This is a genomic window from Corallococcus sp. NCSPR001 (assembly GCF_017309135.1).
GTDB lineage: Bacteria > Myxococcota > Myxococcia > Myxococcales > Myxococcaceae > Corallococcus.
This window is the reverse complement of the sequence record NZ_JAFIMS010000002.1, coordinates 3845816-3871340: the sequence shown is the minus strand read 5'-3', so window position 1 is coordinate 3871340 and position 25525 is coordinate 3845816. Positions and strand designations below refer to the sequence as shown.

Genomic DNA, 25525 nt, shown 5'->3' with positions numbered 1-25525 from the left:
CATGGAGCGTCGCGTCCTCATCGTCGAAAGCCAGAACGACTTCGCACTCAGCATGGCCTCCGTGCTCAAGAGCGCGGGCTACAACACGGCCATGGCCACCACTGCGTCAGACGCGCAGCGGGAGCTGGAGAAGCGCCGACCCGACCTCGTCGTCGTGCGCGCGGAGCTGCCGGACCAGTCCGGCTTCGCCCTCTGTGGGCAGATCAAGAAGGGCAAGTGGGGCCAGAACCTCAAGGTCCTCCTGCTCTCCTCCGACTCCGGCGTGGAGGGTCTGAACAAACACCGTGAGACGCCGGCCGCCGCGGACGGCTACCTCGTCATCCCGTTCGAGATGGGCGAGCTGGCCTCCATGAGCGCCGGCATCGTGCCGCCCGGCTCCGACGAGTCCGACGCGGACCTGGACGCCGCGCTCTCCGGCACCCCGCGCGAAGCCCCGCCCCCCATGCCCGGCGTGCGCACGGGCGCTCCGCCGAAGCTGCCCAAGCGCGAGCGCCGCAGCGCGATGACGGACGAGGACAAGTCCTTCATGGACCGGGCCTTCTCCTCCATCGCGGACCGCAAGGCGGAGCTGCTCGCGGAGTCGCGTCAGCTCAAGCGCCCGCCCCCGCGCCGCGAGCTGATGGGCACGCCCGAGGGTAAGATCCAGATCCTCCGGGACGAATTGAAGACGCGCGAAGCCCAGCTCGCGCGCCTGTCGGAAATCTGGAGCGTCCGCGAGCGCGAGCTGCTCTCCGTCGAGGACCGCCTCCACGAGAAGGACGTGGAACTGCAGGGCCTGAAGATGCAGGTGGACGACCTGCTGCGGCGCTTCAACGACGCGCAGCAGTCCATCGTCCAGAAGGAGCGCGAGCACGGCGCCACCGTCGACGACCTGCTGCTCCAGAAGTTCTCCTCGGAGAAGGACCTCATCGAGGTCGTCGCCTCCAAGGAGAAGGACATCAACGTCCTGCGCAAGGAGGTCAACCTCCGCGACGAGGAGCTGGCCCGGCGCGGCGCGGACCTGGAGTCCTGGCGCAACGAGTTCGACAAGCTGGAGAAGCACCTCGGCGTCGTCACGCTGGAGTTCGAGGTCAAGGAGCAGAAGCTCCAGGACACCGTCCGCGCCAACGAGGCGGACATCCTCCAGCTGCGTGAGCGCGGCGATCAGTTCGAGTCCGAGCTGTCCCGCACCGTCAGCGAGCGCGACCAGCGCTACGCCGAGCTGGACGGTGAGCTTCAGGCCCTCCAGGAGCGGCTGACCCAGACGGAGCAGGAGCGCGACGCCACCGTGCGCGGCCTGGAGGCCCGGGCCACCACGGCGGAGGAGCACGCCAGCCGTTCGGACGCGGAGATTGAGCGCCTCAACGCCGAGCGTGCCGCGCTGGAGCAGCGCCTCACGCAGCAGGTGGCGGACCTCGAGTCCGACATCTCGCGCGTCACCGGCGAGCGCGACCAACTCCGGCTGGACAAGGACGCGCTGGAGCAGGACCTCACGCAGCGCGTGGAGGAGCGGGACGGGAAGCTGTCCGCGCTCGACCGCGAGCTGCAGGAGACCATCGCCCGCAACGAGAACAGCGAGGCCGAGCTCAACGCCACCATCCAGCAGCACCGCGAGCGCATCGGTGAGCTGGAGGGCGAGGTCGAGGCCGTCAAGACGCACCTGGAGGACCGCGAGAACGAGCTGACCGCGGAGCTCCAGGCGCTGCAGCAGGCCAAGGACGCGCTGGAGCAGGACCTCACCAGCCAGTTGGAGGACCTGCGCGCGGCGAAGGACGCCCTGGAGGCGGACCTCAACGGCCAGATTCAAGCGCTCACCGAGCAGTTGGACGCGGCCCAGCGCCAGGGCGAACAGCTCTCCGCGCGCGTGGCCTCGCTCGAGGACACCGTCTCCCAGCGCGACGGCACCATCGAGGGCCTGCAGACCGACGTCTCCGACCGCGACGCCCGCATCGCCGAGCTGACCGGCAACCTGGAGGCCACGAGCCAGCAGCTCTCCGAGACGCAGAGCACGCTCTCCAGCACGGAAGCCACCCTCGCGGAGACGCGCGGCGAGTTGGAGGCCACCAGCCAGCAGCTCTCCGAGACGCAGGGCACGCTCTCCAACACGGAGGCCACCCTCTCCGAGACGCGCGGCGAGCTGGAGGCCACGAGCCAGCAGCTCTCCGAGACGCAGACGCGCCTGGCGCAGACGGAGGAGACGCTCTCCACCACGCGCGGTGAGCTCGAAGCCACCAGCCAGACGCTGGCCACCACCGAGTCCACGCTCGCGCAGACGCAGGAAACGCTGGCGCGCACGGAGGCTACGCTCTCCGAGACGCAGGCCACGCTCTCCAGCACCGAAGGCACGCTGGCGGAGACGCGCGGCGAGCTGGAGGCCACCAGCCAGACCCTGGCGGACACCCAGTCCAAGCTCGCGCAGACGGAGGAGACGCTCTCCACCACGCGCGGTGAGCTGGAGGCCACCAGCCAGACCCTGGCGGACACGCAGGCCACCCTCTCCAGCACGGAGGGCACGCTCGCGGAGACGCGCGGGGAGCTGGAGGCCACCAGCCAGACGCTGACGGACACGCAGGCGAAGCTCGCGCAGACGGAAGGGACGCTCGCGTCCACCCAGGGCGAGCTGGAGGCCACCAGCCAGACGCTGGCCACCACCGAGTCCACGCTCGCGCAGACGCAGGACACGCTGGCGCGCACGGAAGGAACGCTCGCCGACACGCAGGCCACCCTCTCCAGCACCGAAGGCACGCTCGCGGAGACGCGCGGCGAGCTGGAGGCCACCAGCCAGACGCTCACGCAGACCCAGGAGACCCTGGAGTCGACGCGCGCGGACCTGGCGAAGGTCACCCAGCACCGCGACGAGCTGGACGCGGAGCTCAACGAGACGCGCGACATCCTCCAGGAGACCAACGGCCTCCTCGCCCGCACCACCGAGGAGCGCGACGCGCGCATCGCGGAGCTGGCGGCGCTCAACGCGGCGAAGGACGCGCTGGAGCAGGACCTCACCGGCCAGATTGGCCAGCTGCGCGCGGACCTGTCGGAGACGCAGGGGCTCTACAACGCGGAGCGCACCGCCCACGCGGCGCTCGCGGAGGAGACCACCGCGCGCATCCACGCCCTCACCGGCGAGCGCGACAACCTCACCGCGGAGCTGAACGCCACCTCGCAGCAGCTGGCCGACACGCAGGGCCAGCTCGCCAGCACCCAGGACGCGCTGGCCCGCGAGGAGCAGGCCCACGCGCAGTCCCGCCAGGCCGCCGCCAGCGCCCAGGAGGAGCTTACGCGCCAGCTCACCGAGGCCCAGGCCAACGGCGAGGACCTGGCCGAACAGCTCATCGTCACCAAGCACGAGCTGGGCACGCGCGTGTCGGAAGTCACGCAGCTGTCCTCCACGCTCGCGCAGACGGAGAACGCGCGGCACCACCTGGAGGACCGCCTCCAGACGCTCACCCACGAGTCGCAGCGCCGTGAGGAGCTCCTCCAGAACGAGGTCGACACCAAGGGCAAGGAGCTGTCGGACACGCTCCGCAAGCTCACGCACGTGACGCAGGAGAAGATGCGTCAGGCGGAGGTGCTCAACCGCGAGGTCACCACCCGCACGGAGCAGGTGAAGCAGCTGGAAGGCCAGCTGGAGCACCAGGCCTCCGAGGCGAAGAAGCAGGCGGACGCGCTCCACCAGCAGATCGCCAACGTCTCCGGCGAGCTGGACGGCGCGCGCAAGGCCATCGCGGACCGCGACGGACAGCTCCAGCAGGCCGCGAACCAGCAGAAGAAGCTCACCAGCGAGCGCGACGGGCTGGCCGGACAGCTCCAGCAGGCCCAGGCCCAGGCGCAACAGCAGGCCCAGCAGGCCCAGGCCGCCGCCGCCGAGGCGAAGAAGCAGTCGGACAGCCTGGCCGCGAAGCTCGCCCAGGCCGAGCAGCGCATCGCCCAGCTCTCCCAGGAGGCCCAGAAGTTCGCCGCCGACACGGAGGCGAAGCTCAAGGACTCCCAGGCCCAGCTGCAGGCTCGCACCAAGAAGGCCCAGGACCTGGAGCTGGCGCTGGAGAACGCCCAGAGCACCCGCGCCCGCGCGGAGAAGGAGCTCAACGCTCGCGTCGCCGCGGCGGAGACCAAGGCCAACGAGGCGGCCGCCAGGCTCGCCACGGCGCAGAAGGACCGCAAGGACCTGGAGGCCCGTCAGGCCAAGGAGCTGGAGGACCTCAACGCCAAGCAGAAGGCGGAGCTCGAGCGCCGCGAGGCCATCAAGGCCCAGGAGGTCGCCCGCCTCCAGACGTCCGTCCAGGAGAAGAGCAAGGCGCTCAAGGTCGCCGAGTTGGAGCTGGCCCGCTACAAGACCAAGGCCCCGGCCGCCGCCGCACCCGCCGCGAAGGCCAAGGCCACCGAGGAGGAGCACCTGGCCGCCACCGTCCAGGCGAACCCGGTCATCCCGGCCGCCGCCAAGCCCCCGGCCAAGGCCGCCGCCAAGCCCGCCGCGAAGAAGGCCGCCGCCGCGCCCACCCCCGTCCCCCTGGACGAGGAGGCCCCGGAGCGCACCATGGTGATGCAGCTGCCCACCGCCCCCGAAGCCGGTGAGGACGACTGGACGGCGCTCGTCGACGAGCTCGACAAGTAGCCCTCCCCTCCGCTGGAAACGACAAGGGCCCGCGCACTCCCTGGAGTGCCGGGCCCTTCGTCCATCTCAAGGCTTTTTCCCTGCCGGTTACAGCGCCGTGGCGGCCTTCGCCTCACGGATGAGGTCCCGGAAGTGCAGCGCGCCCACCACGTCCCGCACCACCGACACCGGCCGGCCCTCTTCCCGAGCCTGCGCCTGCGCCACCCGCCAGCGCTCCAGCAACGTCCGCGTCGCGATGTACGCCAGCACGAGGGGGAAGCCCCCCGGCATCACCACCACCAGCACCGCCATCGCCAGCTTCAGCCACGCCCACATGACCCGCGACCTCGTCGTCCTGAGATACGCCCGCATAGATGCACGGTGCATGCCCGCGGTGCGAAAATAATTACGCACTCTGATTCCGCAGGTTTACAGCTCCCACGGCCCTCAAGAGTGCGGACGGCGCCCCCACAACCCTGGCATTTTTGCCGCAGTGGCCACGGAACCGTCGGTTAAGTTGACGAGCGTGAGCCCCCCTCAACTGACTCCGGAGATTCGCTCGTTCACCAGCGTGGAGGACGCGGCGCGTCGCCTGGAGGCGGTGGGCTACCTGTCGTCCCCTGAAATCGCCACGGCGGTGTTCCTGGCGGACCGCATGGGCAAGCCCATCCTGGTGGAGGGCCCGGCCGGCGTGGGCAAGACGGAGCTGGCCAAGGCCCTGGCCCAGGCACTGGACCGGACCTTCATCCGGCTCCAGTGCTACGAGGGCCTGGACGAGGCCAAGGCCCTCTACGAGTGGGAGTACGCCAAGCAGCTGCTCTACACCCAGCTGCTCAAGGACAAGATTGGCGAGCTGACCCAGGGCACGGCCACGCTGTCGGAGGCCGCGGACCGGCTCGCGTCCGGCGACGCGGTGTTCTTCTCCGAGCGCTTCCTCCTCCCCCGCCCCATCCTCCAGGCCCAGCTGTCGGACACGCCGGCCCTGCTGCTGGTGGACGAAATCGACAAGGCGGATCCGGAGTTCGAGGCCTTCCTGCTGGAGGTCCTCTCTGACAACGCTGTCACGGTGCCGGAGCTGGGCACCATCCGCGCGAAGCATGTCCCGCGCGTCATCCTCACCAGCAACAACGCCCGGGAGCTGTCGGACGCGCTCAAGCGCCGCTGCCTGCACCTGCACATCGACTTCCCGGACCGCGAGCGCGAGCTGCGGATCGTCCGCTCGCGCCTGCCGGAGGTCCCCCAGGTGCTGGCCGAGCAGGTGGTGGAGGCCATCGCCGCCATCCGCGCGCTGGATTTGAAGAAGGCCCCGTCCATCAGCGAGACGCTGGACTGGGCGCAGAGCCTGGCGCTGCTCAACGCGGAAGCGCTCAGCTCGGACGTCGTCGCCGCCACGCTCAACCTCGTCCTCAAATACGAGGGCGACATCGAGAAGGCCCGCGCCAACCTGCCGACCATCGCGCAGGCCTGACGCAAAGCGCCGCGAACGGAGCGTCGATCGTTGGCGTTTCACGCTTTGCGTCCCCAGTGTGCCTGGGTACAAGTCCCTGAGCTGTCCCACCCCTAGCCCGAGAGGTACTTCCCGATGAGCTCGACCTCATCCACCGTGCTGCGCGCCGAACACATCTGGCTCGATGGGAAGCTGATGAAATGGGACGAGGGCAACGTGCACGTGATGACGCACGCCCTCCACTACGGCCTGGGCGTCTTCGAGGGCATCCGCGCCTACAAGACCCATGATGGCCGGCTCGCCGTCTTCCGGCTGCGCGAGCACATCCGCCGACTGCTCGACTCCGCGCACATCATCATGCTGCAGATGCCCTACAGCGAAGACGAGCTGGTGGAGGCCACGCTGGAGCTGCTGCGCAAGCAGAAGGCGCAGTTCGCCAACGGCGCGTACCTGCGCCCGGTGGCCTTCATGGGTGATGGCGCCATGGGCCTGGGCGCGGTGAACCCCACCCGCGTGGGCATCACCGCCTGGGACTGGGGCGCGTACCTGGGTGACAAGGGCATCAAGGAGGGCATCCGCGCCAAGGTCAGCTCGTTCACGCGCAACCACGTGAACGTGAACATGGTGCGCGGGAAGATCACCGGCCAGTACGTGAACTCCATCCTCGCCAAGCGCGAGGCGGTGATGGCCGGCTACGACGAGGCCATCCTCCTGGACGTCAGCGGCTTCGTCGCGGAGGCCTCCGGCGAGAACATCTTCATGGTGAACAAGAAGGGCATCATCAAGACCCCGCCCCTCTCCTCCCCCGTGCTGGACGGCATCACCCGGGACACGGTGCTGAAGCTCCTGCGCGACGCCGGCCACACCACCATCGAGGAGGTCACCGTCACCCGTGACGCCCTCTACATCGCCAACGAGGTCTTCTTCACCGGCACCGCCGCGGAGATCACCCCCGTGCGCGAGGTGGACAACCGCCAGATTGGCGACGGCAAGCCCGGCCCCATCAGCAAGTTCGTCCAGGACATGTACTTCCGCGTCGTGCGGGGCCAGGAAGCCCGCTATGCGGACTGGCTGACCTACGTTTGAGGACAGTCGGCGGACGTGAAGTCCCGGCGGCCGGGGGAATCGGGTAGAACCCGTACCCGATGCCTCCCGCCGGCTACGCGTACGAAGACAATCCCTTCAAGCTGGAGAACCCGTCCGTCCTCGACATCGCTCCAGGTGAGCCGAAGTCGCTGGAGGACACGGGACTGAGGATGGGTCTGCTCGCGGACCTGGGCCTCAAGTTCCTCTACTACGCCGGCACCGGGACGGGCGTGGCCATCGCGGAGAGCATGTGCCTGCCCTGGTCCGGCGTGGTGGAGCACGTGGTGGACTTCCTCGCCGCGGAGAAGCTCGTGGACCTGCGCGGCGGCAAGGGCTTTGGCCGCGCGTCCGTGGAGTTCGCCCTCACGGAGAAGGGCCGCGAGTACGCGCGCGACGCCCTCACCCGCTCCACCTACGTGGGCCCGGCCCCCGTGCCCATTGAGCAGTACAACGCGCTCATCAGCAGCCAGACGGAGGAGACGCCCGTCGTGGGCCAGGAGGACCTGGTCGCCGCCCTGGGCCACCTCACCGTCTCCGCGGAGCTGATGGACAAGCTGGGCCCGGCGGTGAACTCCGGCCGCTCGCTCTTCCTCTACGGCCCGCCCGGCAACGGCAAGACGAGCCTGGCCGAGGCGATTTCCCACATGTTCGGCGGCGAGGTCTTCGTCCCGCACTGCCTGGAAATCGACAACCAGATCATCAAGGTCTTCGACCGCATCATCCACACGCCCGTGTCGCTGGAGGTGGGCCGCGACGCCAACGGCCGCCGGCAGACCTTCGAAATGGACAAGCGCTGGTCGCTCTGCCGGCGCCCCGCGGTGGTGGTGGGCGGCGAGCTGACGCTGGAGACCCTGGACCTCATCTACTCGGAGAGCACCCGCTTCTACGAGGCGCCGTTCCAGGTGAAGGCCAACGGGGGCATGCTCCTCATCGACGACTTCGGCCGCCAGAAGGTCCACCCCACGGACCTGCTCAACCGGTGGATCGTCCCCCTGGAGAAGCGGGTGGACTTCCTCACCCTGCACACCGGCAAGAAGTTCGAGATCCCCTTCGATCAGCTGCTCGTCTTCTCCACCAACCTGGACCCCAAGGAGCTGGTGGACGAGGCCTTCCTGCGGCGCATCAAGTACAAGATTGAAGTGGGCAATCCGGACGAGGAGTCCTACCGGGAGATCTTCCGCCGGGTCTGCGAAGCGGCGGGCATCCCCTACGTGGACCAGGCCATCACCTACCTGGTGGAGCACTACTACAAGCCGCGCAGCATGGAGATGCGCTCCTGCCACCCCCGCGACCTCGTGTCGCTCATCCGGGACGCCGCCCGATACCGGCAAATCCCGCCAGCCCTTTCAAAAGATCTGCTGGATCAGGCCTGCGAAGTGTTCCTGGTGAATCTGTAGTCAGGTTTTATTTGTTCCAACCGCGCGGAATTTCTAGACTCTCCGTGCCGTTGTACCTCCCGGCGCAGCCTCTGGGAACCAGCGCCCGGGGCGGGCCGGGGCGAGAAGGAGCCGCAGTCCGTGAAGGAACGCTACCAGGACATCGACGAGAAGAACGAGCAGCTGCGCGAGTACCTTGAGATCTACAAGGGCAAGCCGCCTGCGCGTGAGTACCTCGACCGCTTCGAGATGTCGTGGATCTACCACGACGCCGCGCTCGAAGGCGTCGTGTACACGCACCAGGAGCTGATGGCCGCGCTCTTCCCGGAGCGCACCGCGGCCGAAGCCTCCATGATCCCGGTGGTGCTGGAGATCCGCAACCACAAGGCCGTGGCGGACTACATCCGCGAAGAGGCCGCGGGCGCGAAGAAGCAGTCCGCGCTCACGCTCACCACCATCAAGCGGATGCACGACCTCTTCCTGGGCAACACGCCGGAAGCGCTGGCCGAGCGTGCGCGCATGGAGCGCCGCGAGCGCACGGAGAAGGAGCTGGCCAAGGAGCGCGACCGCGCGGGGCTGCGCAAGGACATGCCCCTGCACCGCACCTACTTCCACGACATCACCCAGCCCGCGAAGATCCAGGCCCGGCTGGAGAAGCTCGTGGACCACACCGCCAGCGCGGAGTTCCGCGAGTTCCACCCGATCAAACAGGCGGCGGTGGTGCAGCACGAGTTCCTGCAGATCTTCCCCTTCACCGAGCACAGCGGGAAGGTGGGGCGCATGTGCAGCAACCTCATCCTGCTGCGCAACGGCTACATGCCCGCGGTCATCCACTCCATCGACCGGCAGCGCTACTACGAGTCCTTCCGCGCGCCCGTGGCCACGTTCCGCACGGTGCTGATGGACGCGATGGAGAACTCGTTGGACAACGGCGTGAAGTACTTCCGCGACCTCGGCCGCAAGTACAAGACCGTCGAGTAGCGGCCGAAGAGGGACGAAGTCGAAGCCGTGCGCATCGGGGCTCATGAATCCATCGCCGGAGGCGTGAGTCAGGCCTTCCAGCGAGCCGAAGCGCACGGCGCCCGCGCCCTGCAGATCTTCACGAAGAACGCGCGGGGCTGGAGCGCCCCCGCCCTGACGGACGCGGAGGCCCAGGCCTTCCGCGCCGAGGCCCGCCGCACGGGCCTCCCCGTCATCGCCCACGGCAGCTACCTGGTGAACCTGGCCGGTGAGGCGCCGGAGGCCCGTGAGAAGTCGCTCGCGTGCGTCGCCGAGGAGCTCACCCGCTGCGAGCGCCTGGGCATCCCGCTGCTCATCCTCCACCCCGGCTCCCACCCGGACGAAGCGCGGGGCCTGCACCTCATCGCCGAAGGGCTGGACGAGGTGCACCGCCGCTGCCCCGGCTACACCGCCCGCGTCTGCCTGGAGGTGACCGCGGGCCAGGGCAACGCGCTGGGCTGGCGCTTCGAGCACCTGGAGGAGCTGCTCTCACGCGTCGCGGACGAAGCGCGGCTGGCGGTGTGCCTGGACACATGCCACCTCTTCGCGGCCGGGTACGACCTGCGGACGCCGAACGGCTACGCGGCGGTGATGGACGAGTGCGACCGGCGCGTGGGCCTGCACCGGGTGCGCGCCTTCCACCTCAACGATTGCAAGAAAGACCTGGGTTGCCGGGTAGACCGGCACGAGGAACCGGGCAAGGGGGCGATCGGACTGACGGCCTTCCGCTGCCTCATGAAGGACGCGCGGTTCGTCGACACCATTGGGGTGTTGGAAACACCCTTTCCGGAACGTTACGGGGAGAACATCCGACTTCTCGAATCCCTGTGCCGGAGGAAGTAAAAGAAGAGTCCCCATGCCTGTCACCCCATCCCTCCAAAGCCGCCGCGCCCAGTTGCCTGCCGGGAGCGAGCTCACGGAGCCTCCGCCAGCGCGGTTGGCTAAGCTGCCCGCCACCGACAAGCTGGCCCGCCTGCTCCAGGTGGCCAAGGGTCACCGCCGGGCGCTCATCCTCACGCACGACAACCCGGACCCCGATTCCATGGCGGCGGCGGTGTCGCTCGCGCATCTGCTGGAGCGCAAGGCCGGCCTCGAGGCCCACGTGGGCTACGGCGGCATCATCGGCCGGGCGGAGAACGTCGCCTTCGTGCGCGTGCTGAAGCTGCCGGTGTCGCACGTGTCGCAGATCGACTTCAGCCAGTACGACCTCTTCGGCCTGGTGGACACGCAGCCGCCGGTGAGGAACCACTCGCTGCCGGCGCGCTACCGCGCGGACCTGGTGGTGGACCACCACCCGCTGCGCGAGGAGAGCCTGCTGGCCCCCTTCGCGGACGTGGGCGGCGACTTCGGCGCCACCTCCACCATGCTGGTGGAGTACCTGCGGGCCGCCCGGCTGGAGCCGTCCGTGGAGATCGCCACCGCGCTCTTCTACGGCATCAAGGCGGACACGCGGGACCTGGGCCGTGAGACGACCCAGACGGACGTGGACAGCTACCTGTGGCTGTTCCCCCGCTGTGACAAGCAGCTCCTGGGACAGATTGAGCACCCGGAGCTGCCGGCGCGCTTCTTCCAGCTGTTCCACACGTCCATCGAGAAGGCGAAGGTCTACGGCACCGCCATCATCACCGACCTGGAGGAGGTCTACTCCCCGGACCTGGTGGCGGAGGTCGCCGAGCGGATGATGTACCTGGAAGGGATGAAGTGGTCCCTGGCCTACGGGACGTACCGCAACCAGCTCTTCCTCAGCCTGCGCGTGAAGGACCGGCGCATGAACGCGGGCCGCCTCATCCGCGAGCTGTGCGAGGACCTGGGCGGCTCGTCCGGCGGCCACGGCAGCATGGCGGGCGCGCGGCTGCCCCTGTCCGGCAGCGCGAACAAGCGCAAGGCGCTCAAGCGCGAGGTGGTGTCGCGCTTCCTCGAAGCCTTCGGCGTCTCCGAGGAGCGGCCGAAGTCGCTGCTGTCCGCGCAGGACACGTGATCTACTGGGACCACAACGCCGCCGCGCCGGTGCGCGCGGAGGTGGGCGCGCTGCTCGCCCGGGCCTTCACGCAGGGCGGCTTCGGCAACGCGTCCAGCGTGCACGGTGGCGGGCGCGAGGCCCGGGCCCGGCTGGACGCGGCGCGAGCGAAGGTGGCGCGCGTCCTGGGCTGCGAGCCGAAGGAGATCACCTTCACCGCGTCGGGCAGCGAAGCAGATGCGCTCGCGCTGGTGGGGGCGTACGCGGCCCGCCCGGTGAAGGACCGCCGCCGCGTGGTGTCCACCACGGTGGAGCACCCGTCGGCGCTGGGCGCGCTCGCGCAGTTGGAGAAGGACGGCGCCCAGGTGGTGCGGCTGTCCCCTGACGCCCATGGCCGGGTGCCACTCGAGTCCGTGCTGGAGGCGCTCACGCCGGACACCGCGCTGTGCTCGCTGATGTGGGCCAACAACGAGACGGGCGTGCTCCAGCCGGTGGCGGAGACCGCGCGCGCCTGCCGTCAGCGCGGCATCCTCTTCCATACGGACGCCGTACAGGCCGCGGGCAAGGTGCCTCTCACCTTGCGCGAAGTGGACGCGGACCTGCTCTCGCTCTCCGCGCACAAGTTCGGCGGCCCCCAGGGCGTGGGCGTGCTCGTGGTGCGCAAGGGCGTGGACGTGCGGGCGCTGACGCCCGGACACCAGGAGGGAGGCCGGCGCGGAGGCACGCAGAACGTGCCCTACGCCGAGGCCCTGGCCCTGGCCCTGGAGCTGGCCGCCGCGGAGCAGGCCACCACCGCCGAGAGGGTGGCGGACCTGCGCGACACCTTCGAACAGCAGGTGCTCCAGCGGCTGCCCGGGGTGACGGTGAACGGCGCGGGCGCGCCCCGGGTGCCCAACACCAGCAACCTGCGCTTCGACGGCGTGGAGGGCGAAGCGCTGTTGATGGCGCTGGACCTGGAGGACATCCGCGTGTCCTCCGGAGCGGCCTGCGCGTCCGGCACGCTGTCCCCATCCCACGTGCTGCGCGCCATGGGCCTCTCCCCCACCGAGGCGCGCGGAAGCCTGCGCTTCAGCCTGGGCCCCGGCACCACCGGCGCGGAGGTCTCCCGCGTCGTGGACGCGCTGTGCACGCACGTGCCCCGGGTGCGCGCCCTCGGAGGCTGAGGCCCGCGCCCGTCCCAGCGCGAGGCCGGAGGCACGCTCACGCCTCGGGCCGTCGTCAGGGGCGCCTCACCACTTCTGGTCTGGCAGGTTCTTCTCGCGGACCTCGGGGTCGGGCTGTCCGTAGCCGGGCATCCCCTCCTTGGCCTCGTCGGCCTTGGGCGGAAGCCGCTCGTCGCCTTGCCGCGTCTCGCGGGTGGGCTGCTCCTGCTCGGGCTGCTGCTGCTTTCGCTCGGTCGCCATGGATTCCTCCCGGTGCATGTTCGCGGGAGGAAAGGTCATCATCCGGGGCAGGCGCCGCAGCGGGCTCCACCGGATGGGGGCCCGGGTGACAGGGCCCTGCCCGCCCGGCTACCCGTTGTCGCCGGAGGAGCCATTGGACGGCGAGCCCCGGTACGCGGGCATCTCGTCCGTGGTGCCGAACAGGCCGCGCACCACCGCCGCGATGGCCAGCGGCGTCCCCACGTTCTCGTCGAAGTGCGGCGCCAGCGCCGCCGCGTACTCCTCCGCGGTCGGGAAGCGGTCCTCGGGGTTCTCCGCGAACGCGCGCGCCAGCACGTCGTCCAGCGCCTGCGGGATGTCCGGACGCACCGAGCGCAGGAGCCGGTACTTGCGCGACAGGATGCCCGCGAAGACCTCTTCTGGCGTCGTGCCCACGAAGGGCCGGCCCAGCGTGAGCAGTTCGTAGAGCACCACGCTCGCGGCCCACAGGTCCGCCTCCGGCGTGACGGCGCCCTGCAGCGACTCCGGGGACAGGTAGTACGGCTTGCCCAGCACCTCGCCGCCCTGGAGCTTGCCGTCCACCAGCACGCGCGACACGCCGAAGTCGCCCAGCTTGATCTCCCCCACGCGGGAGATGAACAGGTTGGACGGGGACACGTCGCAGTGGACGATGCCCAGCGGCTTGCCGTCCGGGCCGGTGGCGGTGTGCGCGTACGCGAGCGCCTCCAGCAGCACCTTCGCCAGGTACACCGCGAAGTCGACGGGGAGCGGAATCCCGCGCGCCTTGCACCGGCGCAGGATGTGGCCCAGGTCGCGCCCGTCCACCAGGTCCATCACCAGGAAGGACACGTCGTCCAGCATCCCGGCGTCCAGCACCTTCACGATGTTCGGGTGGTCCAACTGGCGCGACAGCTGCGCCTCGCGGCGGAAGAGGTCCACCGACGCCGGGTCGCGGGTGAGCGCGGGCAGGAGCCGCTTGAGCGCGACCGTCCAGCCTTCATAGGGACCGGAGCGCACGCGCGCGCGGTACACCTCGGCCATGCCGCCCTTGCCCAGCAGCGATTGGATTTCGTAGTTGCCGAAGACGCGGATGGGCTTCGACACGGGAGTCGGCGCGTTCACGGGCTGGAACTTCCAGCTCCTTGCGGATCACGGCCCTGGACCCGCGGCTTGCGGCCACGGGCCTGCTTCACCAGCGCCTCGTACAACGGTCCCGCATTGGCGAACTGCTGGAGCTCGCGCTCCACCAGCGTGTTGCCCTCCGGAGGAGACCAGCCTTCCTGCAGCGCCCGCTTCAGCGCGGCCTGGGCGAACGCCGACTCCTGCGCCGACCGCTTCACGCACGCGGTCCAGAAGAAGGCCTCCGCCCGCGCCGCGCCGCTGCCCACGATGCGCGCCTGATCCAGGAACTTGAGCGCCTCCGGCGACTGCTTGCGAAGGTGGTGCGACACGCCCATGCCCGTCAGCGCCCAGGCGTTGTTCTTCTCCTTCTCCTGGGACAGCACCAACTGGAACTGCTGCGACGCCCCAAAGGGATTGCTGAGCAGCAGCGACTGGCCCAGCTTCAGGGTGGCCGCCACGTCCAGCGGCTCCAGCCGGCGCTGCGCCGCGATCTGCGCGGCCCCACCGGACGGCGGAGCGGGCACGGGCGCCTGCGCCTGGCGCTGCTCGGGTGCCTGCGCCGTCGCGGGTGTCGGCGTCAGGGCGGCCCCCTGCTCCGTCTCCCGGAGCACCAGCATCCGGTTCTTGGGCAGCGCCGGAGACTCGCAACTGGCCTCGATCTTCACCACGCCGCCCAGCGCCCGCTCCTCCACGTTGTAGACGAGCATCACCGGGAAGCTCTGGGTCGGGGTGCAGGTGTCCCCCGTCTGACAGAGCGTCAGCTCGCCCAGGAAGACGTTGCCCTGGAAGTCCCCCACCAGGATCGGCCCGGCTTCAGGGCGCTGGCAGGGCCCCCCGGCCGGCGCGATGCCGACCAGGTGGTCCCCGTCCGAGCGCAACTCGATGGGGCCGAAGGCATCTGCCTGATAGGTACTGTTCATCTGCGGACCCGCCCAGGCGAATCCGGAGGTGAGGCAGGCTACCGCCGCGAGAGCCAATGTTGGGGTCGGGAGCGACATGTCGGGGACCCGGGCATCATAGAAGTCCACGGGGCGGCTTGTAAACGCGCGAGGACGGCTTGACCGCACGCTTCTCCGTCCTTATCATTTTCCCAGAACGCCCTGGGATTTTCCCAGTAATTCTAAGGACTTGCAGCAAGATTTGAGCGGTAAAGGTCTGTTCCCTGCGGGGTGCGTGATGCCCAGCAGAAATTCGAACCGATACGTCCATTCCGGGGTCCGTTTCGGTCGCCATGTGCAAGCCCTCCCCCTTCACCGGGGATGAGGGAAGCCTGCGGTGACATGATTTCGGTCCCCACCTGGCTTCTAAGGGTTCAATGGACGCTGGACACACGGCTCGGCGGGGGACTCTTTCTTTGGAGCGGCGGCGGTGAGCGAGACGGCGGCGGATACGGTGGCGGCGGCGGCGGAGAAGAAGGTAACGCTTCGTGAGGAACTGACGGCGCGCCGCAAGGCGATGACCAACGACCTCATCGACGAGCGGGGCCTCAAGGTCCAGTCTCGGTTCCTGGCATCGCCCTACTATCAGAATGCGCGGACGGTAGCGCTCTACGCCCCCATCCGGGGCGAGGTGCCTACCCGGGACATCCTCATCGCGGCGTTGCAGGACGAGAAGATCGTCTGCTACCCGCTGTCCCACGTGCACGGGCGGATCCTGGCCTTCCGGGCCATCAAGTCGGAGAGCGAGTTGGAGCCGGGACGCCTGGGCGTCCGGGAGCCCACGAACTCCTCGGACCTGATCGCGGTGGACCAGATCGATTTGTTCGTGGTGCCTGGCCTGGGCTTCAGCCCGGACGGCAAGCGGCTGGGGCGCGGCGGTGGCTATTACGACGCCACCCTCAAGGCGGCCAGTTCGCGCAGCCGCCGGGTGGGTCTGGCCTTCAATGACCAGATCGTCCAGGTGCTGCCCACGACGAGCGACGACGTGGACATGGACCAGATCGTCACGGAGAGCCAGACGCTGCGCGGCCTGTGCCGCAGCTTCGACTTCCTGGACACCTGAGCCTTCGGGCGGACGGGCGCAGCTTCACGGGTGGGGTGGGACTGAGAAGTCCCGTCCTGCCCGTCGTCTTTTTTGGGCTAGTGTCCGCGGCGCCATGAACCCGGACGCACTGCGCAAGGCGACCCCCGAAGAGCAGTTCGAAGAAGTCACTCGCGGCACCGTGGATTTGCACGTGCCGGAGGACCTGAAGAAGAAGCTCCAGCGCTCGTATGACAAGGGCAAGCCGCTCATCATCAAGGCGGGCTTCGACCCCAGCCGTCCCGACCTGCACCTGGGCCACACGCTGCTGCTCACGCGCATGCGGCGCTTCCAGGAGTTCGGCCACACGGTGGTGTTCCTCATCGGTGACTTCACCGCCCTCATCGGGGACCCGTCCGGAAAGAACGCGGCCCGGCCTCCGCTCACCCGCGAGCAGGTGAAGGTCAACTCGGAGACGTACAAGCAGCAGGTCTTCAAGGTCCTGGACCCGGACAAGACGGTGGTGAAGTTCAACTCGGAGTGGCTCGACGCGCTGGGCACCGAGGGGATGATCCGCCTGGCCGCGCGCTACTCCGTGCAGCGCATGCTGGAGCGCGACGACTTCAAGAAGCGCTACCGGGAGAACACCTCCATCGCCATCCACGAGTTCCTCTACCCGCTCCTGCAGGGCTACGACTCCGTGGCGCTGAAGGCGGACGTGGAGCTGGGCGCGACGGATCAGCTCTTCAACCTGCTCGTGGGCCGTCAGCTGATGAAGGAAGAGGGCCTGGAGCCGCAGGTCATCATGACCGGCCCCATCCTGGAGGGCCTGGACGCGAAGCTGGTGGACGGCGTCATCACCGGCAACAAGATGTCCAAGAGCCTGGACAACTACGTGGGCATCGACGAGCCGGCGGACAACATCTTCGGCAAGTTGATGAGCATCACGGACGACCTGATGTGGCGGTACTACAAGCTGCTCTCCGCCATGCCGCTCAAGCAGGTGCTGGAGCTGGAGGAGCAGACGAAGTCCGGCGCGGCGCACCCCAAGGCCGCCAAGGTCGCCTTCGCCCAGGAGATGGCCGCGCGCTTCCAAGGTGAGGAGGCCGGCCGCAAGGCGGCGGAGGACTTCGAGAAGCGCTTCGCCAAGAAGGAGCTGTCCACGGAGGACCTGCCGCTCGTGGAGGTTTCGCTCGCGGGCGCGGAGAAGCTGCTCGTCACGAAGCTGCTGCCGGAGACGAAGTTCGTCGCCTCCGCCACCGAGGCCCGAAAGATGATGGGCCAGGGCGGCGTGAAGGTGAACGGTGAGAAGGTCACCGACCCCAAGGCGGAGCTGGGGGCCGGCGAGTACACCGTGCAGGTGGGCAAGCTGAAGGTCACGCGGGTGAAGCTGTCCTGACGTGCCCTGGTGCCGCCCGGGCCTGATTTCAGGGCGCGGGCGGCTCCTTCGGCAGCGCGCCTTCGTACAGCGCGGCCGAGCGCCCCATCATGAAGCCGTGGGGCAAGAGCTTCATCATCGTCGCGAGGAAGCGGTTGAGGACGCCGGGCACGCAGAGTTCGCGGCGGTGCACGAAGGCCTCCACGGCGGTGCGCGCGCAGGCCTCCGCGGACATGATGCCCACGTCGCCCGCCTTGAACTTCCGGTCCAGGCCGGACACCGACAGCATCTCCGTGGCGATGCCGCCGGGCGCGAAGACGGTGACGGACACGCCCGCCTTGCGCAGCTCGTAGGCCAGGCCCCGCCCGTAGCTGATGACGAACGACTTCGTGGCCGCGTAGGCCGTCTGGTACGGCAGCGGCGCGAAGCCCGCCGTGCTGGCGACGAGCATCAGCGCCCCTCCCCCGCCCCGCTTCGCGAAGTGCGCCCCGAAGAGCTGGGCCATGCGCACCACGCTGGTGATGTTGGTGGCGAGCATCGCGTCGAAGGACTCGGGCTGCTGCTCCAGCGCGTGACCGAAGTAGGTGACGCCCGCGTTGAGGATGACGCCGTCGACGGTGCGGCCGGACGTGGCGGTCTGGAAGACGCGCTCGGCGTCGCCCGGCTTCGTGAGGTCCGCGGAGAGGGGCAGCACCTGCACGCCGTGCGCGGACTCCAGCTCCGCCTTGAGCGCGGCGAGCCGGTCCTCGCGGCGGGCGACGGCGATGATGTGGGCGCCGTGCTCCTTCGCGAGCAGGCGGGCCATCTCCAGCCCCAGGCCGGACGACGCGCCGGTGATGAGCACCCAGCGGCCTCGGAAATTCATCGGTTTCATATCGGGCGCGTTTATTTCGCGGCGCGGCGCCGGGCGCAACCGGGGAACAGCGAGCTTCGGGCGCCCCTGTTAGAGTCCGGCGCACCATGCGCCTCTCCGGGTCGCTCGCCTGCTTCTTCCTGGCCCTCTCCACCGCCCCCGCCGCCTTCGCGGGGAGCGGCGTCTTCGTCACCGACGATGCCGTGGACGCCGTGGACCAGCCCGAGTCCTCCAAGGTCGTCTTCTCCGTGCAGCCGGGCGTGTCCTATCCGCTGATGAAGAAGGGCGGCCCCGACCGCGCGTGGTGCAAGCTCCAGGGGCCCAAGGCGGAGGGCTGGGTGCTCTGCGATGGCACGCCCACGGATGCCGTCCAGAAGGCACCGGACACGGACGCGCTCGTGCGCGCGGACCATGAGAACACGCGCCAGCAGCAGGCATCGCGAGGTGGCGGAGTGTCCCTCGCGGAGGCGAAGCCCATTGGGAGCGGAGCCAGCGCGGGTGCTCCCGCGGCGGAGCCGGACGACGAAGAAGAGGTCACCGTGGCGGTGCGAGCCCCCGCGGGCCGCGCGCCGGCTCCAGGCGACGCGGCGGCGTGCGCGAGCACGTGTGACCAACCACCCCTCTTCGCCAAGGCCCCGGCGCTGTCCGCGATGGACCGCGAGGTGCTGGACCTGTGCCCCGCGCGGCCCGACGCGAGCGTGAGCGCTGGGGACGTGCAGCGCTTCTTCGCGAAGCACTACGACGACGCACGGGTGCAGCGCGCGCTGTCCGCGGCGGGCCGTCCGGGTACGAAGCAGGCGAACATCGAATGGCTCACCAGCCTGTGGGTGAGCACCGGCCCGCGCAACGCGTTCACGCACGTCTTCTGCGGGGACGACTGGCGGCACGGCCCGATTGGCGGCCTCCACTTCCTGCCCCGCTACGCGCAGCTCGAGGCGGAGGGAAAGGTCTGCTACCAGGGCCCGGCCAGGGGCGAAGAGGCGGTGCGCGGCGAGCAGTACCTCATCCGTTTCAAGGGCCTGTCCCCGTGGTCCTGCGGCGTGAAGCGCACGGGCGGCTTCTCGACGTCGCAGGACGCGGTCTCCATCGCCGCCATCGGAACCCGGGCGTTCGCGCGTTGCTGTGCGCGGGGCGGGGCGAAGAAGGAGGGCGGCGTGTACTCGGCGCCGGACGTGGGGGGCGGCAACTGGCGCATCTGGTGCGGCACACGCAACGGCACCTACGGCATCGCCACGCTGCACCCCACCGACGAAGCCGCCACCTGCGCGGAGTAGCGGCGGACCGGCGCCGCGAAGGACGCCGGTCCCCTTCCCCTCCGAGGCCTACCGCGCCTTGTCCACGGTGAGCACCGTGCCCGTGGAGTAGGCGGTGAACTCCGGCGCGTACATGGACTGCACCGTCGCCGGGCCCACGCGGAAGGTGCCCGCCATGTTCGCGCGCAGCCGGTACTTGAAGGTGTACTCACCGGCCGGCAGCGCCTCGAAGAAGAAGTTCGTCCCCGAGTCGCGCGTCTCCTCGTACCAGACGATGCCCAGGTCCCACTTGTGGCGGGACTGCGCGTTCTCCGGCTCCAGGCCCGCGGCGCGCGGGTCCCTCAGGTGCACGTACTCCGCCGCGTGCTTCGTGCGCAGCGACAACTGCACCTCCACCTCGTCACCGGGCCGCAGCGTCGCGCCGTCCGACAGCGGGCGCAGCAGCGTCTGGTTGCCTTCGCGGAGGCGCACGAAGTAGCGGCGCGACACCTGGAAGAAGTCCCCGCGCTCCTCCTTGGGCAGTTGCTCCGTGGAGAAGTGCCACGTCGCGGACGCGATGGCGAAGCCCGGCGTCGTCTTCTCCACCACCGTGGTCGCCGTGCTCGCGTTCACCTCCGGACCTGGGACGACGACCTGGTTCTTCTTCCCCGTGTACACGTCCGGCGAGAAGGTCATGGTCACCGCTTTGGAGCCCACCGTCACCTTCAGCTCCTCGCGCGCGGCCAGCGAGCCCTCCGCCTCCATGTAGTTGACGAGCGCGTAGAGCGCCTCCGCCGTGGCGCGCGTGGACTTCCAGTGGTTCACCTTCTTGTCCAGGAGCAACCACTGCACCAGGCCCGCGCGGCGAGGGTCCTTCGGACGCAGCTCCGACAGCGTGCGCAGCGCGAAGGCGTGCGTCTCCGTGGAGTCGTTGTACCAGAGCCAGCTCCGGTCCTCCGGCTGCCAGTACGTGCCCAGGTCCTGCGACGTCTTCGCGGAGTCCATCACGCTGTCCCAGACCTTCTGCGCGTCCTTCGCGCGCTTCGACCGGTTCAGCGTGAGCGCCAGGTACCCCTTGAGGAACGGCGAGTGCTCCTTCCAGTGCTTGAAGGAGAAGTCGAGCATGCGCTGCCGCTCGGCCGCCGTGAGCGCCTCGCCCGTGTAGCGCGCGTCCGGATAGGCGGACGCCACGAAGTTGAGGAACGTGAGGAACTCCCAGCCCTGGTCCTTCTTCATCAGCCGGCTCGCGTAGTCCTGCCGGAAGTGCTTCGCCAGGTAGCCCCACGCGGGCTCCGTCATGTTGGGTGACACCTCCACCCCGTGCTCCATGGCGCGCGACAGGCCATGCAGGATGTAGAGCGTCATGTACGGCGACGACGGACCGCCCGGCCACCAGGGGAAGCCACCGTCCGCGTTCTGCGCCTTGCGCAGCTTCTGCTGCGAAGAGATGCGCTGGGCATTGGCCACCTTCGGGTCCAGCACGCGCAGGAGCGCCTGGTCCGAGTCCGCGCCGCCCTTCGCCTCGTTGAGCCAGGGCGACTCCTCCAGCGTCATCTTCCGGTTCGGGTCCAGGCCGTCGAAGGTCTCGAAGCGCGTGCTGCGCTCGCTCAGGTCCTTGGCCACCTTCGCCACCGCCGGGTACTTGGTGAAGAGGCTGGAGACGATGCCCGTGGACACGAAGCGGTTGAGCGTCTGCTCCGTGCACTCGTAGGGGTAGTCCACCAGGTACGGCAGCGCCTGGAGCACGGAGTAGAAGAGCTGCGCGTCCACGGTCACGACGAGCTGCTCGTTCACCCGCGTGGGGTCGTCCGACTTCTTCAGGTCGTCGAACGTCAGCGTCCGGCGATCCGTGTTGTTCAGCATGGCGAAGCGCGACTGCGCCAGGTGCATGCGGCCGGGCAGCACCGGCAGGGGCCGCAGCTCGCCGTCGCTGAACGCGCCCGTCTTCGCGACGACGCGGAAGGCCACCGGCCCCACCCGCGCGGGCGTGGTGATGGGGAAGCGCAGGTTCGTGCCCTTCCCCGCCGCCACCGTGAAGGCCTGCGATGTCGTCTTCACGCCGAACTCCGTGAGCAGGCTCTTCTGCGTGTCCGGATCCACGATGTCGAACGTGAGCTGGCCCTGCTGCGTCTGGGTCCCCGCGTTGTTCACCACGACCTCCAGCTCCGCGCGGTCACCCTCGCGCAGGAAGCGCGGCAGGTACGGGCGCACCATCAGCTCCTTCACGGTGCGGGTGGTGCGCTGCGTGGAGCCGCCGCGCAGGTCCCGCGTGAGCGCGTGCACCCAGACGTCCCACGCCGTCACCGAGTCCGGCACCGTGAACTCCAGCACCGCCGCTCCGTCCGGCCCGGTGAGCAGCTGCGGAATCCAGAACGCCGTCTCCGCGAAGTTGGAGCGCAGCGGCCCCTCCGGCCCCTCCCCCGGCTCCGGGGCGCCGGGAGCGCCCTTGATGATCTGGATGATCTCCCGCCGCTTCTCCTCCAGCACCCTGCCGACCTTCGGCGCGGACTCCGCGGCGGACGGCGCGGGCGACGGAGGCGGAGGCGGAGGCGGTGCACCGTCCGACTGCGGCTGGACGGCCCCGGGCTTCATGGCGCGCATGCGGTGGCCGCCGTAGTAGCTGCGGTAGCCCGGACCGCCCAGCCCGTAGCCGTCCTCGAACTTCAGCGTGTCTTCGCTGAGAGCCGGCGCGGAGGGCCCTTCCCGGACGAGCGCGTCGAAGAGCCAATCCGCGCCGAAGACGCCACCGGACGCCTTGAAGTCCACGTAGACGATCTGCTGCGGATACAGCTGCGCCACCTGCGGCGGCGTGTGCGGCCCGAAGACGTTGAGCGACTGATCGTACATGTACGCGAGCAGCTCCGCGGCCCCGGCCTCCAGCTTCGCGCCCTTCGGTCCCTTCACCGTCACGCGGAAGGTCTCCTTCGCGCCGGGCCGCAGCGTGTCGCGGAACGTGGCGAACTCCAGGCTGAGTTCCTTGTCATCGAAGGGCACGGCCACCGTCTGCTGGAAGCTCAGCGTCTGCCAGTCGCGCACCATCGAGAGCACCACCGTGAAGCCGCCGCGCAGGGACTCCGTCACCGGAAGCTCCACCACTGCGCGCCCCTGCCCCGCCGTCAACTGGCGGTGCTCGACGCGATTGCGCCCCTGGTACACGTCCATCACCAGCGGCTGGCCGTCGAAGCCGGAGGCCACCATCAGCCGCGCCACCTCGCCCACGCGCACGGAGGCGCGCTCCGCCGCCAGCACCGCGGGCAACCCCGCTGGGGCGTGGGCCCCCGCCACCACGAAGTCCCGTTGCGCGGTGGCCTTCTGGCCGAACGCGTCCGCCGTCTCGTAGCGCAGGCGGTACGCCCCCGCGCGCAGCGCCGGAATCTTCACGGTGGCGACACCGTCCGCGCCATGCGTCACGGCCGCCTGCGCCACCTCCGCGCCGTCGTCCCAGCGTTGCAGCGTCTGCTCCACGTCGTAGGCCGTGTCCCAGCGCGCCTTCTGCGAATCCCCCGGCGTGGGAGAGGTCTCCCTCGCCGACTGGGTGTCCGCGTCCAGCGGCCTGGGCTTCTCCACCGGGAGCTCGGACGGCATCAGCGGGCGGCCCGGGGCCTTCAAGGCGACGAGCCGCCAGCGGCCGGGGCCCGCCTGCGGCGCGCCATCCAGGTTCGAGCGGACGAGCCGCACCTCCGACGGGAAGTCCTCGCGGACGAAGCCCACGTCGGAGTCCACGCGGCCCTCCACCGACACGAAGCCCAGGCGGAAGGCGCGGCTCGCGGAGCGCGTCTCACCGCCCTCGTCCGTCAGGTCCGCCTCCACGCGGTAGCGCCACGACATGCCCTGCGCCTTCGCGAGCCGCTCGTCCGCTTCCGGGGTGAACGCCACGGTGAAGCCGCCGTCCTCGCCCACCGTGGCCGTCCCGGAGGCCACCAGGTCCGTGGTGGCCGGGATGCGCTCCCAGAACCACCAGCGCGGCAGCACCGGCTCGCGCGACACGCGCCACTTCACCGCGCCGCTCGCCACCGGCAGGCCGAAGTAGTAGCGGGCCTCGCCCTTGAACGTCGCGCGCCGGTTGAGCCGCAGCGGCTCCTGCGCGTCCTTCAGCGTCACCTCGAAGGTGGGCCGCTTGTACTCCTCCACCCGCACGCCCGCGTAGCCGCTGGGGCTCGTGCGCACCGTCCACTGGCCCAGGGGCCGCCCCGAGGGGAGGTCGAACTCGCCCGCCACCGACCCGAACAAGTTGGTGCGCGCCTCGCGCTTGGCCACCTCCTGTCCGTTGGGGTCGACGAGCGTCACCGTCACCGGCGACTCCGGCAGGACGCGGTAGCGCTTGGACGCCTCATCCGTGCGGTAGGCCACCACCTTCCACAGCAGCTTCTGCTGGGGACGGTAGACGGCGCGGTCCGTGTAGATGAGCGTCTGGTCCGTCGGGGTCCAGTCGTGGAGGGGGGACAGGTACACCGAGCCCGGGAGCACCATCACGTTCTTGCCCCGGCCCAGCACCAGCTCCATGTCCTCGTAGCGGTCGGCGTTCTTGCCCGTGAGCAACAGGTCGCCGTTGGCGTCGGTGCGGCGGCTGACGATGTTGAAGCGGCGGGTGCCGTAGTCCGACTTCACCAGCCGCACCTCCACGTTCGGAGCGCTCGCTCCCGTGGCCCCGTCCACCACGTGGACCTCCACCTGGTTGGGGGTCGCCTTGCGCACCGTCGCCGCCCAGGTCGACACGGACATCGGCAGGGCGAGAATGCGGCTGTTCTTCTTCGCGAAGTCCTCGCGCGTGGACAGGGCGATGATGTACGCGCCCGTCTTGAGCGCCGGCGGCGTCACGAACGTCTGGTGCGGCTGGAAGTCCGGCGTGGGCGGCAGCGCCGTGCTCCACACAGCCTCCGGTTTGCGCGACGCCACCATGCGGAGCATCTCCGCGGTGGAGGGGTACAGCGACAGGTCCTCGCCGGGCTTCGCGAGCCGTGCCTCCAGGTCCACCGCGTACGCCCGGAAGTACACCGTGCCCACGTTGCGGTGGCCCACCAGGATGGAGCGCTTGCCCGGCCCGTCCACCTGCATCCCGGTCGCGAACAACTCCGGGGCCTCCAGCCTGCCCACCAGCGCCGCGCACTGCATGCCGCCCACAGACTTGGGCCACGCCTCCGCGCCCGCCTTCGCCAGGGCATGCGCGGTGATGGCGCGGCCCGCCTCCTCCTCCATCACCGCGAGCTGGTTCTGCCCCTTGGACCACCACGGCACGTCCCGGAAGCCCTTCAGGTGCGCGGCCAGGTGCTCCTGGATGCGCCGCTTGTCCGCGGCGTCCTTGAACGACGTGGACAGCACCTCGTAGCGCCGCAGCCGCGCCTCCAGCGCCGCCTCACGCCGGCCCGCCGCCTGGTGCCACGCCTCCAGGTCCCCCAGCACCGCCGCCACCTTCATCAGCGGGTGCGCGGAGGGGTCCTTCAGCTCCACCTTCGGCGTGCCCTCCAGGAGCGCGCCCAGGTCCAACCGGTACACGCCCTGCTCCTGCTCCGGGCGCCACAGGTTCGTGTCCTCCAGCGAGGCCACCCACAGGTACGTCACCGCGTCGCGCACCGTGGAGCGGATGCCCTCGGGATACGTGTTGGGCTGGACGTACTCGGACAGCCCCTTCACGGGCTCGGTGCCGAACTTCTGCCGTGACTCCCAGATGGCGGCGTACGTGCGCTGGATCTCCGCTGAAAGCTGATCCTTCGTCCACGCCTTCAGGTCCACCGGCCCGGAGGACACCACCTGCTCGCGCTTGCCAATCTCGTAGCTGTACGCCTGCTGGTAGTTCGCGAGCACCGCCGCGTAGAACAGCTGGAGCGTGGCCTGCTGCCGAAGCCCCTCCGGCCAGGGCTGTTCACGCAGGAAGCGCACCGCCGTCTCATGGCCATGCAGCCGCGAGCGCAGTTGCACCGTGCGCACCAGCGCGCGCGTCCACTCGTCTGCGTCACCCCGGGCCTTCGCCGCGGCGAGTCGGGCCTCGGCCCCCTGCGCGGCGGACTCGACCTGGTCGTCCTCGACGAGCGCGTCGATGGCCTTCCACGTCGGGGGCCCCTTCGCGGCAGGGGCCGCCACGGACACGGAGGACAGCGCGAGGGACAGCAGACACAGGACGACGGCGGCGGTACGCGGGCGCGGTGGAGAAGACATAGGGGCGGCAC

At 69.7% G+C, this 25525-nt stretch carries 17 protein-coding genes and 1 other RNA gene; 12 read left to right on the top strand and 6 right to left on the bottom strand.

What is annotated here, in order from left to right; translation table 11 throughout:
* Position 1 precedes the first annotated feature (1 nt).
* Positions 2–4591, top strand: a complete 4590-nt coding sequence (locus JYJ93_RS17740) for a response regulator (protein WP_206792832.1) — start codon at positions 2–4, stop codon at positions 4589–4591.
* Positions 4592–4678: 87 nt separating this feature from the next.
* Here the strand turns inward: JYJ93_RS17740 and JYJ93_RS17735 are convergent, their stop codons facing one another.
* Positions 4679–4906 (bottom strand): hypothetical protein, encoded by a 228-nt coding sequence (locus JYJ93_RS17735; protein ID WP_206792830.1) that lies wholly within the window; start codon positions 4904–4906, stop codon positions 4679–4681.
* A gap of 190 nt (positions 4907–5096) precedes the next feature.
* Between JYJ93_RS17735 and JYJ93_RS17730 the strand changes: the two genes are divergently transcribed.
* From JYJ93_RS17730 to JYJ93_RS17700, 7 genes are all read left to right on the top strand, one after another.
* Positions 5097–6038: a MoxR family ATPase gene (locus JYJ93_RS17730; RefSeq protein WP_206792828.1), complete on the top strand. Its 942-nt coding sequence runs from the start codon at positions 5097–5099 to the stop codon at positions 6036–6038.
* 114 nt (positions 6039–6152) lie between these two features.
* Entirely contained in the window at positions 6153–7103 is a 951-nt protein-coding gene (locus tag JYJ93_RS17725; protein WP_206792826.1) for a branched-chain amino acid transaminase, read from the top strand.
* Between the two features lie 59 nt (positions 7104–7162).
* The gene (locus JYJ93_RS17720; RefSeq protein WP_206792823.1) at positions 7163–8500 is read left to right on the top strand and encodes an AAA family ATPase; all 1338 of its coding nucleotides are present in this window, start codon (positions 7163–7165) and stop codon (positions 8498–8500) included.
* A 120-nt stretch (positions 8501–8620) separates the two neighbouring features.
* Positions 8621–9460 (top strand): Fic family protein, encoded by an 840-nt coding sequence (locus JYJ93_RS17715; protein ID WP_171413429.1) that lies wholly within the window; start codon positions 8621–8623, stop codon positions 9458–9460.
* A gap of 27 nt (positions 9461–9487) precedes the next feature.
* Entirely contained in the window at positions 9488–10321 is an 834-nt protein-coding gene (locus tag JYJ93_RS17710) for a deoxyribonuclease IV (RefSeq protein ID WP_206792821.1), read from the top strand.
* A 13-nt stretch (positions 10322–10334) separates the two neighbouring features.
* Positions 10335–11456 (top strand): DHHA1 domain-containing protein, encoded by a 1122-nt coding sequence (locus JYJ93_RS17705; RefSeq protein ID WP_206792819.1) that lies wholly within the window; start codon positions 10335–10337, stop codon positions 11454–11456.
* Complete coding sequence (locus JYJ93_RS17700) at positions 11453–12598, top strand: cysteine desulfurase family protein (RefSeq protein ID WP_206792817.1); 1146 nt, start codon at positions 11453–11455, stop codon at positions 12596–12598. The genes JYJ93_RS17705 and JYJ93_RS17700 overlap by 4 nt, the downstream gene beginning before the upstream one ends.
* Before the next feature lie 66 nt (positions 12599–12664).
* Here JYJ93_RS17700 and JYJ93_RS17695 read toward each other — a convergent pair whose 3' ends face one another.
* The 3 genes from JYJ93_RS17695 to JYJ93_RS17685 all read right to left on the bottom strand — a co-directional run bounded on the left by JYJ93_RS17695 (position 12665) and on the right by JYJ93_RS17685 (position 14859).
* Positions 12665–12838: a hypothetical protein gene (locus JYJ93_RS17695; RefSeq protein ID WP_206792815.1), complete on the bottom strand. Its 174-nt coding sequence runs from the start codon at positions 12836–12838 to the stop codon at positions 12665–12667.
* Between the two features lie 108 nt (positions 12839–12946).
* A complete protein-coding gene (locus tag JYJ93_RS17690; protein ID WP_242544497.1) occupies positions 12947–13858 on the bottom strand; it encodes a serine/threonine-protein kinase in 912 nt (303 codons plus the stop codon).
* Positions 13859–13935: 77 nt separating this feature from the next.
* Complete coding sequence (locus tag JYJ93_RS17685; protein ID WP_206792811.1) at positions 13936–14859, bottom strand: hypothetical protein; 924 nt, start codon at positions 14857–14859, stop codon at positions 13936–13938.
* 236 nt (positions 14860–15095) lie between these two features.
* On the opposite strand from JYJ93_RS17685, the gene ssrS reads away from it, so the two are divergent.
* The 3 genes from ssrS to tyrS all read left to right on the top strand — a co-directional run bounded on the left by ssrS (position 15096) and on the right by tyrS (position 17297).
* Positions 15096–15288: non-coding RNA, 6S RNA (gene ssrS, locus JYJ93_RS17680), on the top strand.
* 19 nt (positions 15289–15307) lie between these two features.
* Positions 15308–15940, top strand: a complete 633-nt coding sequence (locus JYJ93_RS17675; RefSeq protein WP_171424632.1) for a 5-formyltetrahydrofolate cyclo-ligase — start codon at positions 15308–15310, stop codon at positions 15938–15940.
* Positions 15941–16034: 94 nt separating this feature from the next.
* Complete coding sequence (tyrS, locus tag JYJ93_RS17670) at positions 16035–17297, top strand: tyrosine--tRNA ligase (RefSeq protein ID WP_206792809.1); 1263 nt, start codon at positions 16035–16037, stop codon at positions 17295–17297.
* A 28-nt stretch (positions 17298–17325) separates the two neighbouring features.
* On the opposite strand, the gene JYJ93_RS17665 is transcribed toward tyrS, so the two are convergent.
* Complete coding sequence (locus tag JYJ93_RS17665; RefSeq protein WP_242543845.1) at positions 17326–18141, bottom strand: SDR family NAD(P)-dependent oxidoreductase; 816 nt, start codon at positions 18139–18141, stop codon at positions 17326–17328.
* Positions 18142–18236: 95 nt separating this feature from the next.
* On the opposite strand from JYJ93_RS17665, the gene JYJ93_RS17660 reads away from it, so the two are divergent.
* Complete coding sequence (locus JYJ93_RS17660) at positions 18237–19403, top strand: EndoU domain-containing protein (RefSeq protein WP_206792805.1); 1167 nt, start codon at positions 18237–18239, stop codon at positions 19401–19403.
* A gap of 48 nt (positions 19404–19451) precedes the next feature.
* On the opposite strand, the gene JYJ93_RS17655 is transcribed toward JYJ93_RS17660, so the two are convergent.
* The gene (locus tag JYJ93_RS17655) at positions 19452–25514 is read right to left on the bottom strand and encodes an alpha-2-macroglobulin family protein (protein ID WP_206792803.1); all 6063 of its coding nucleotides are present in this window, start codon (positions 25512–25514) and stop codon (positions 19452–19454) included.
* Positions 25515–25525: the final 11 nt, after the last annotated feature.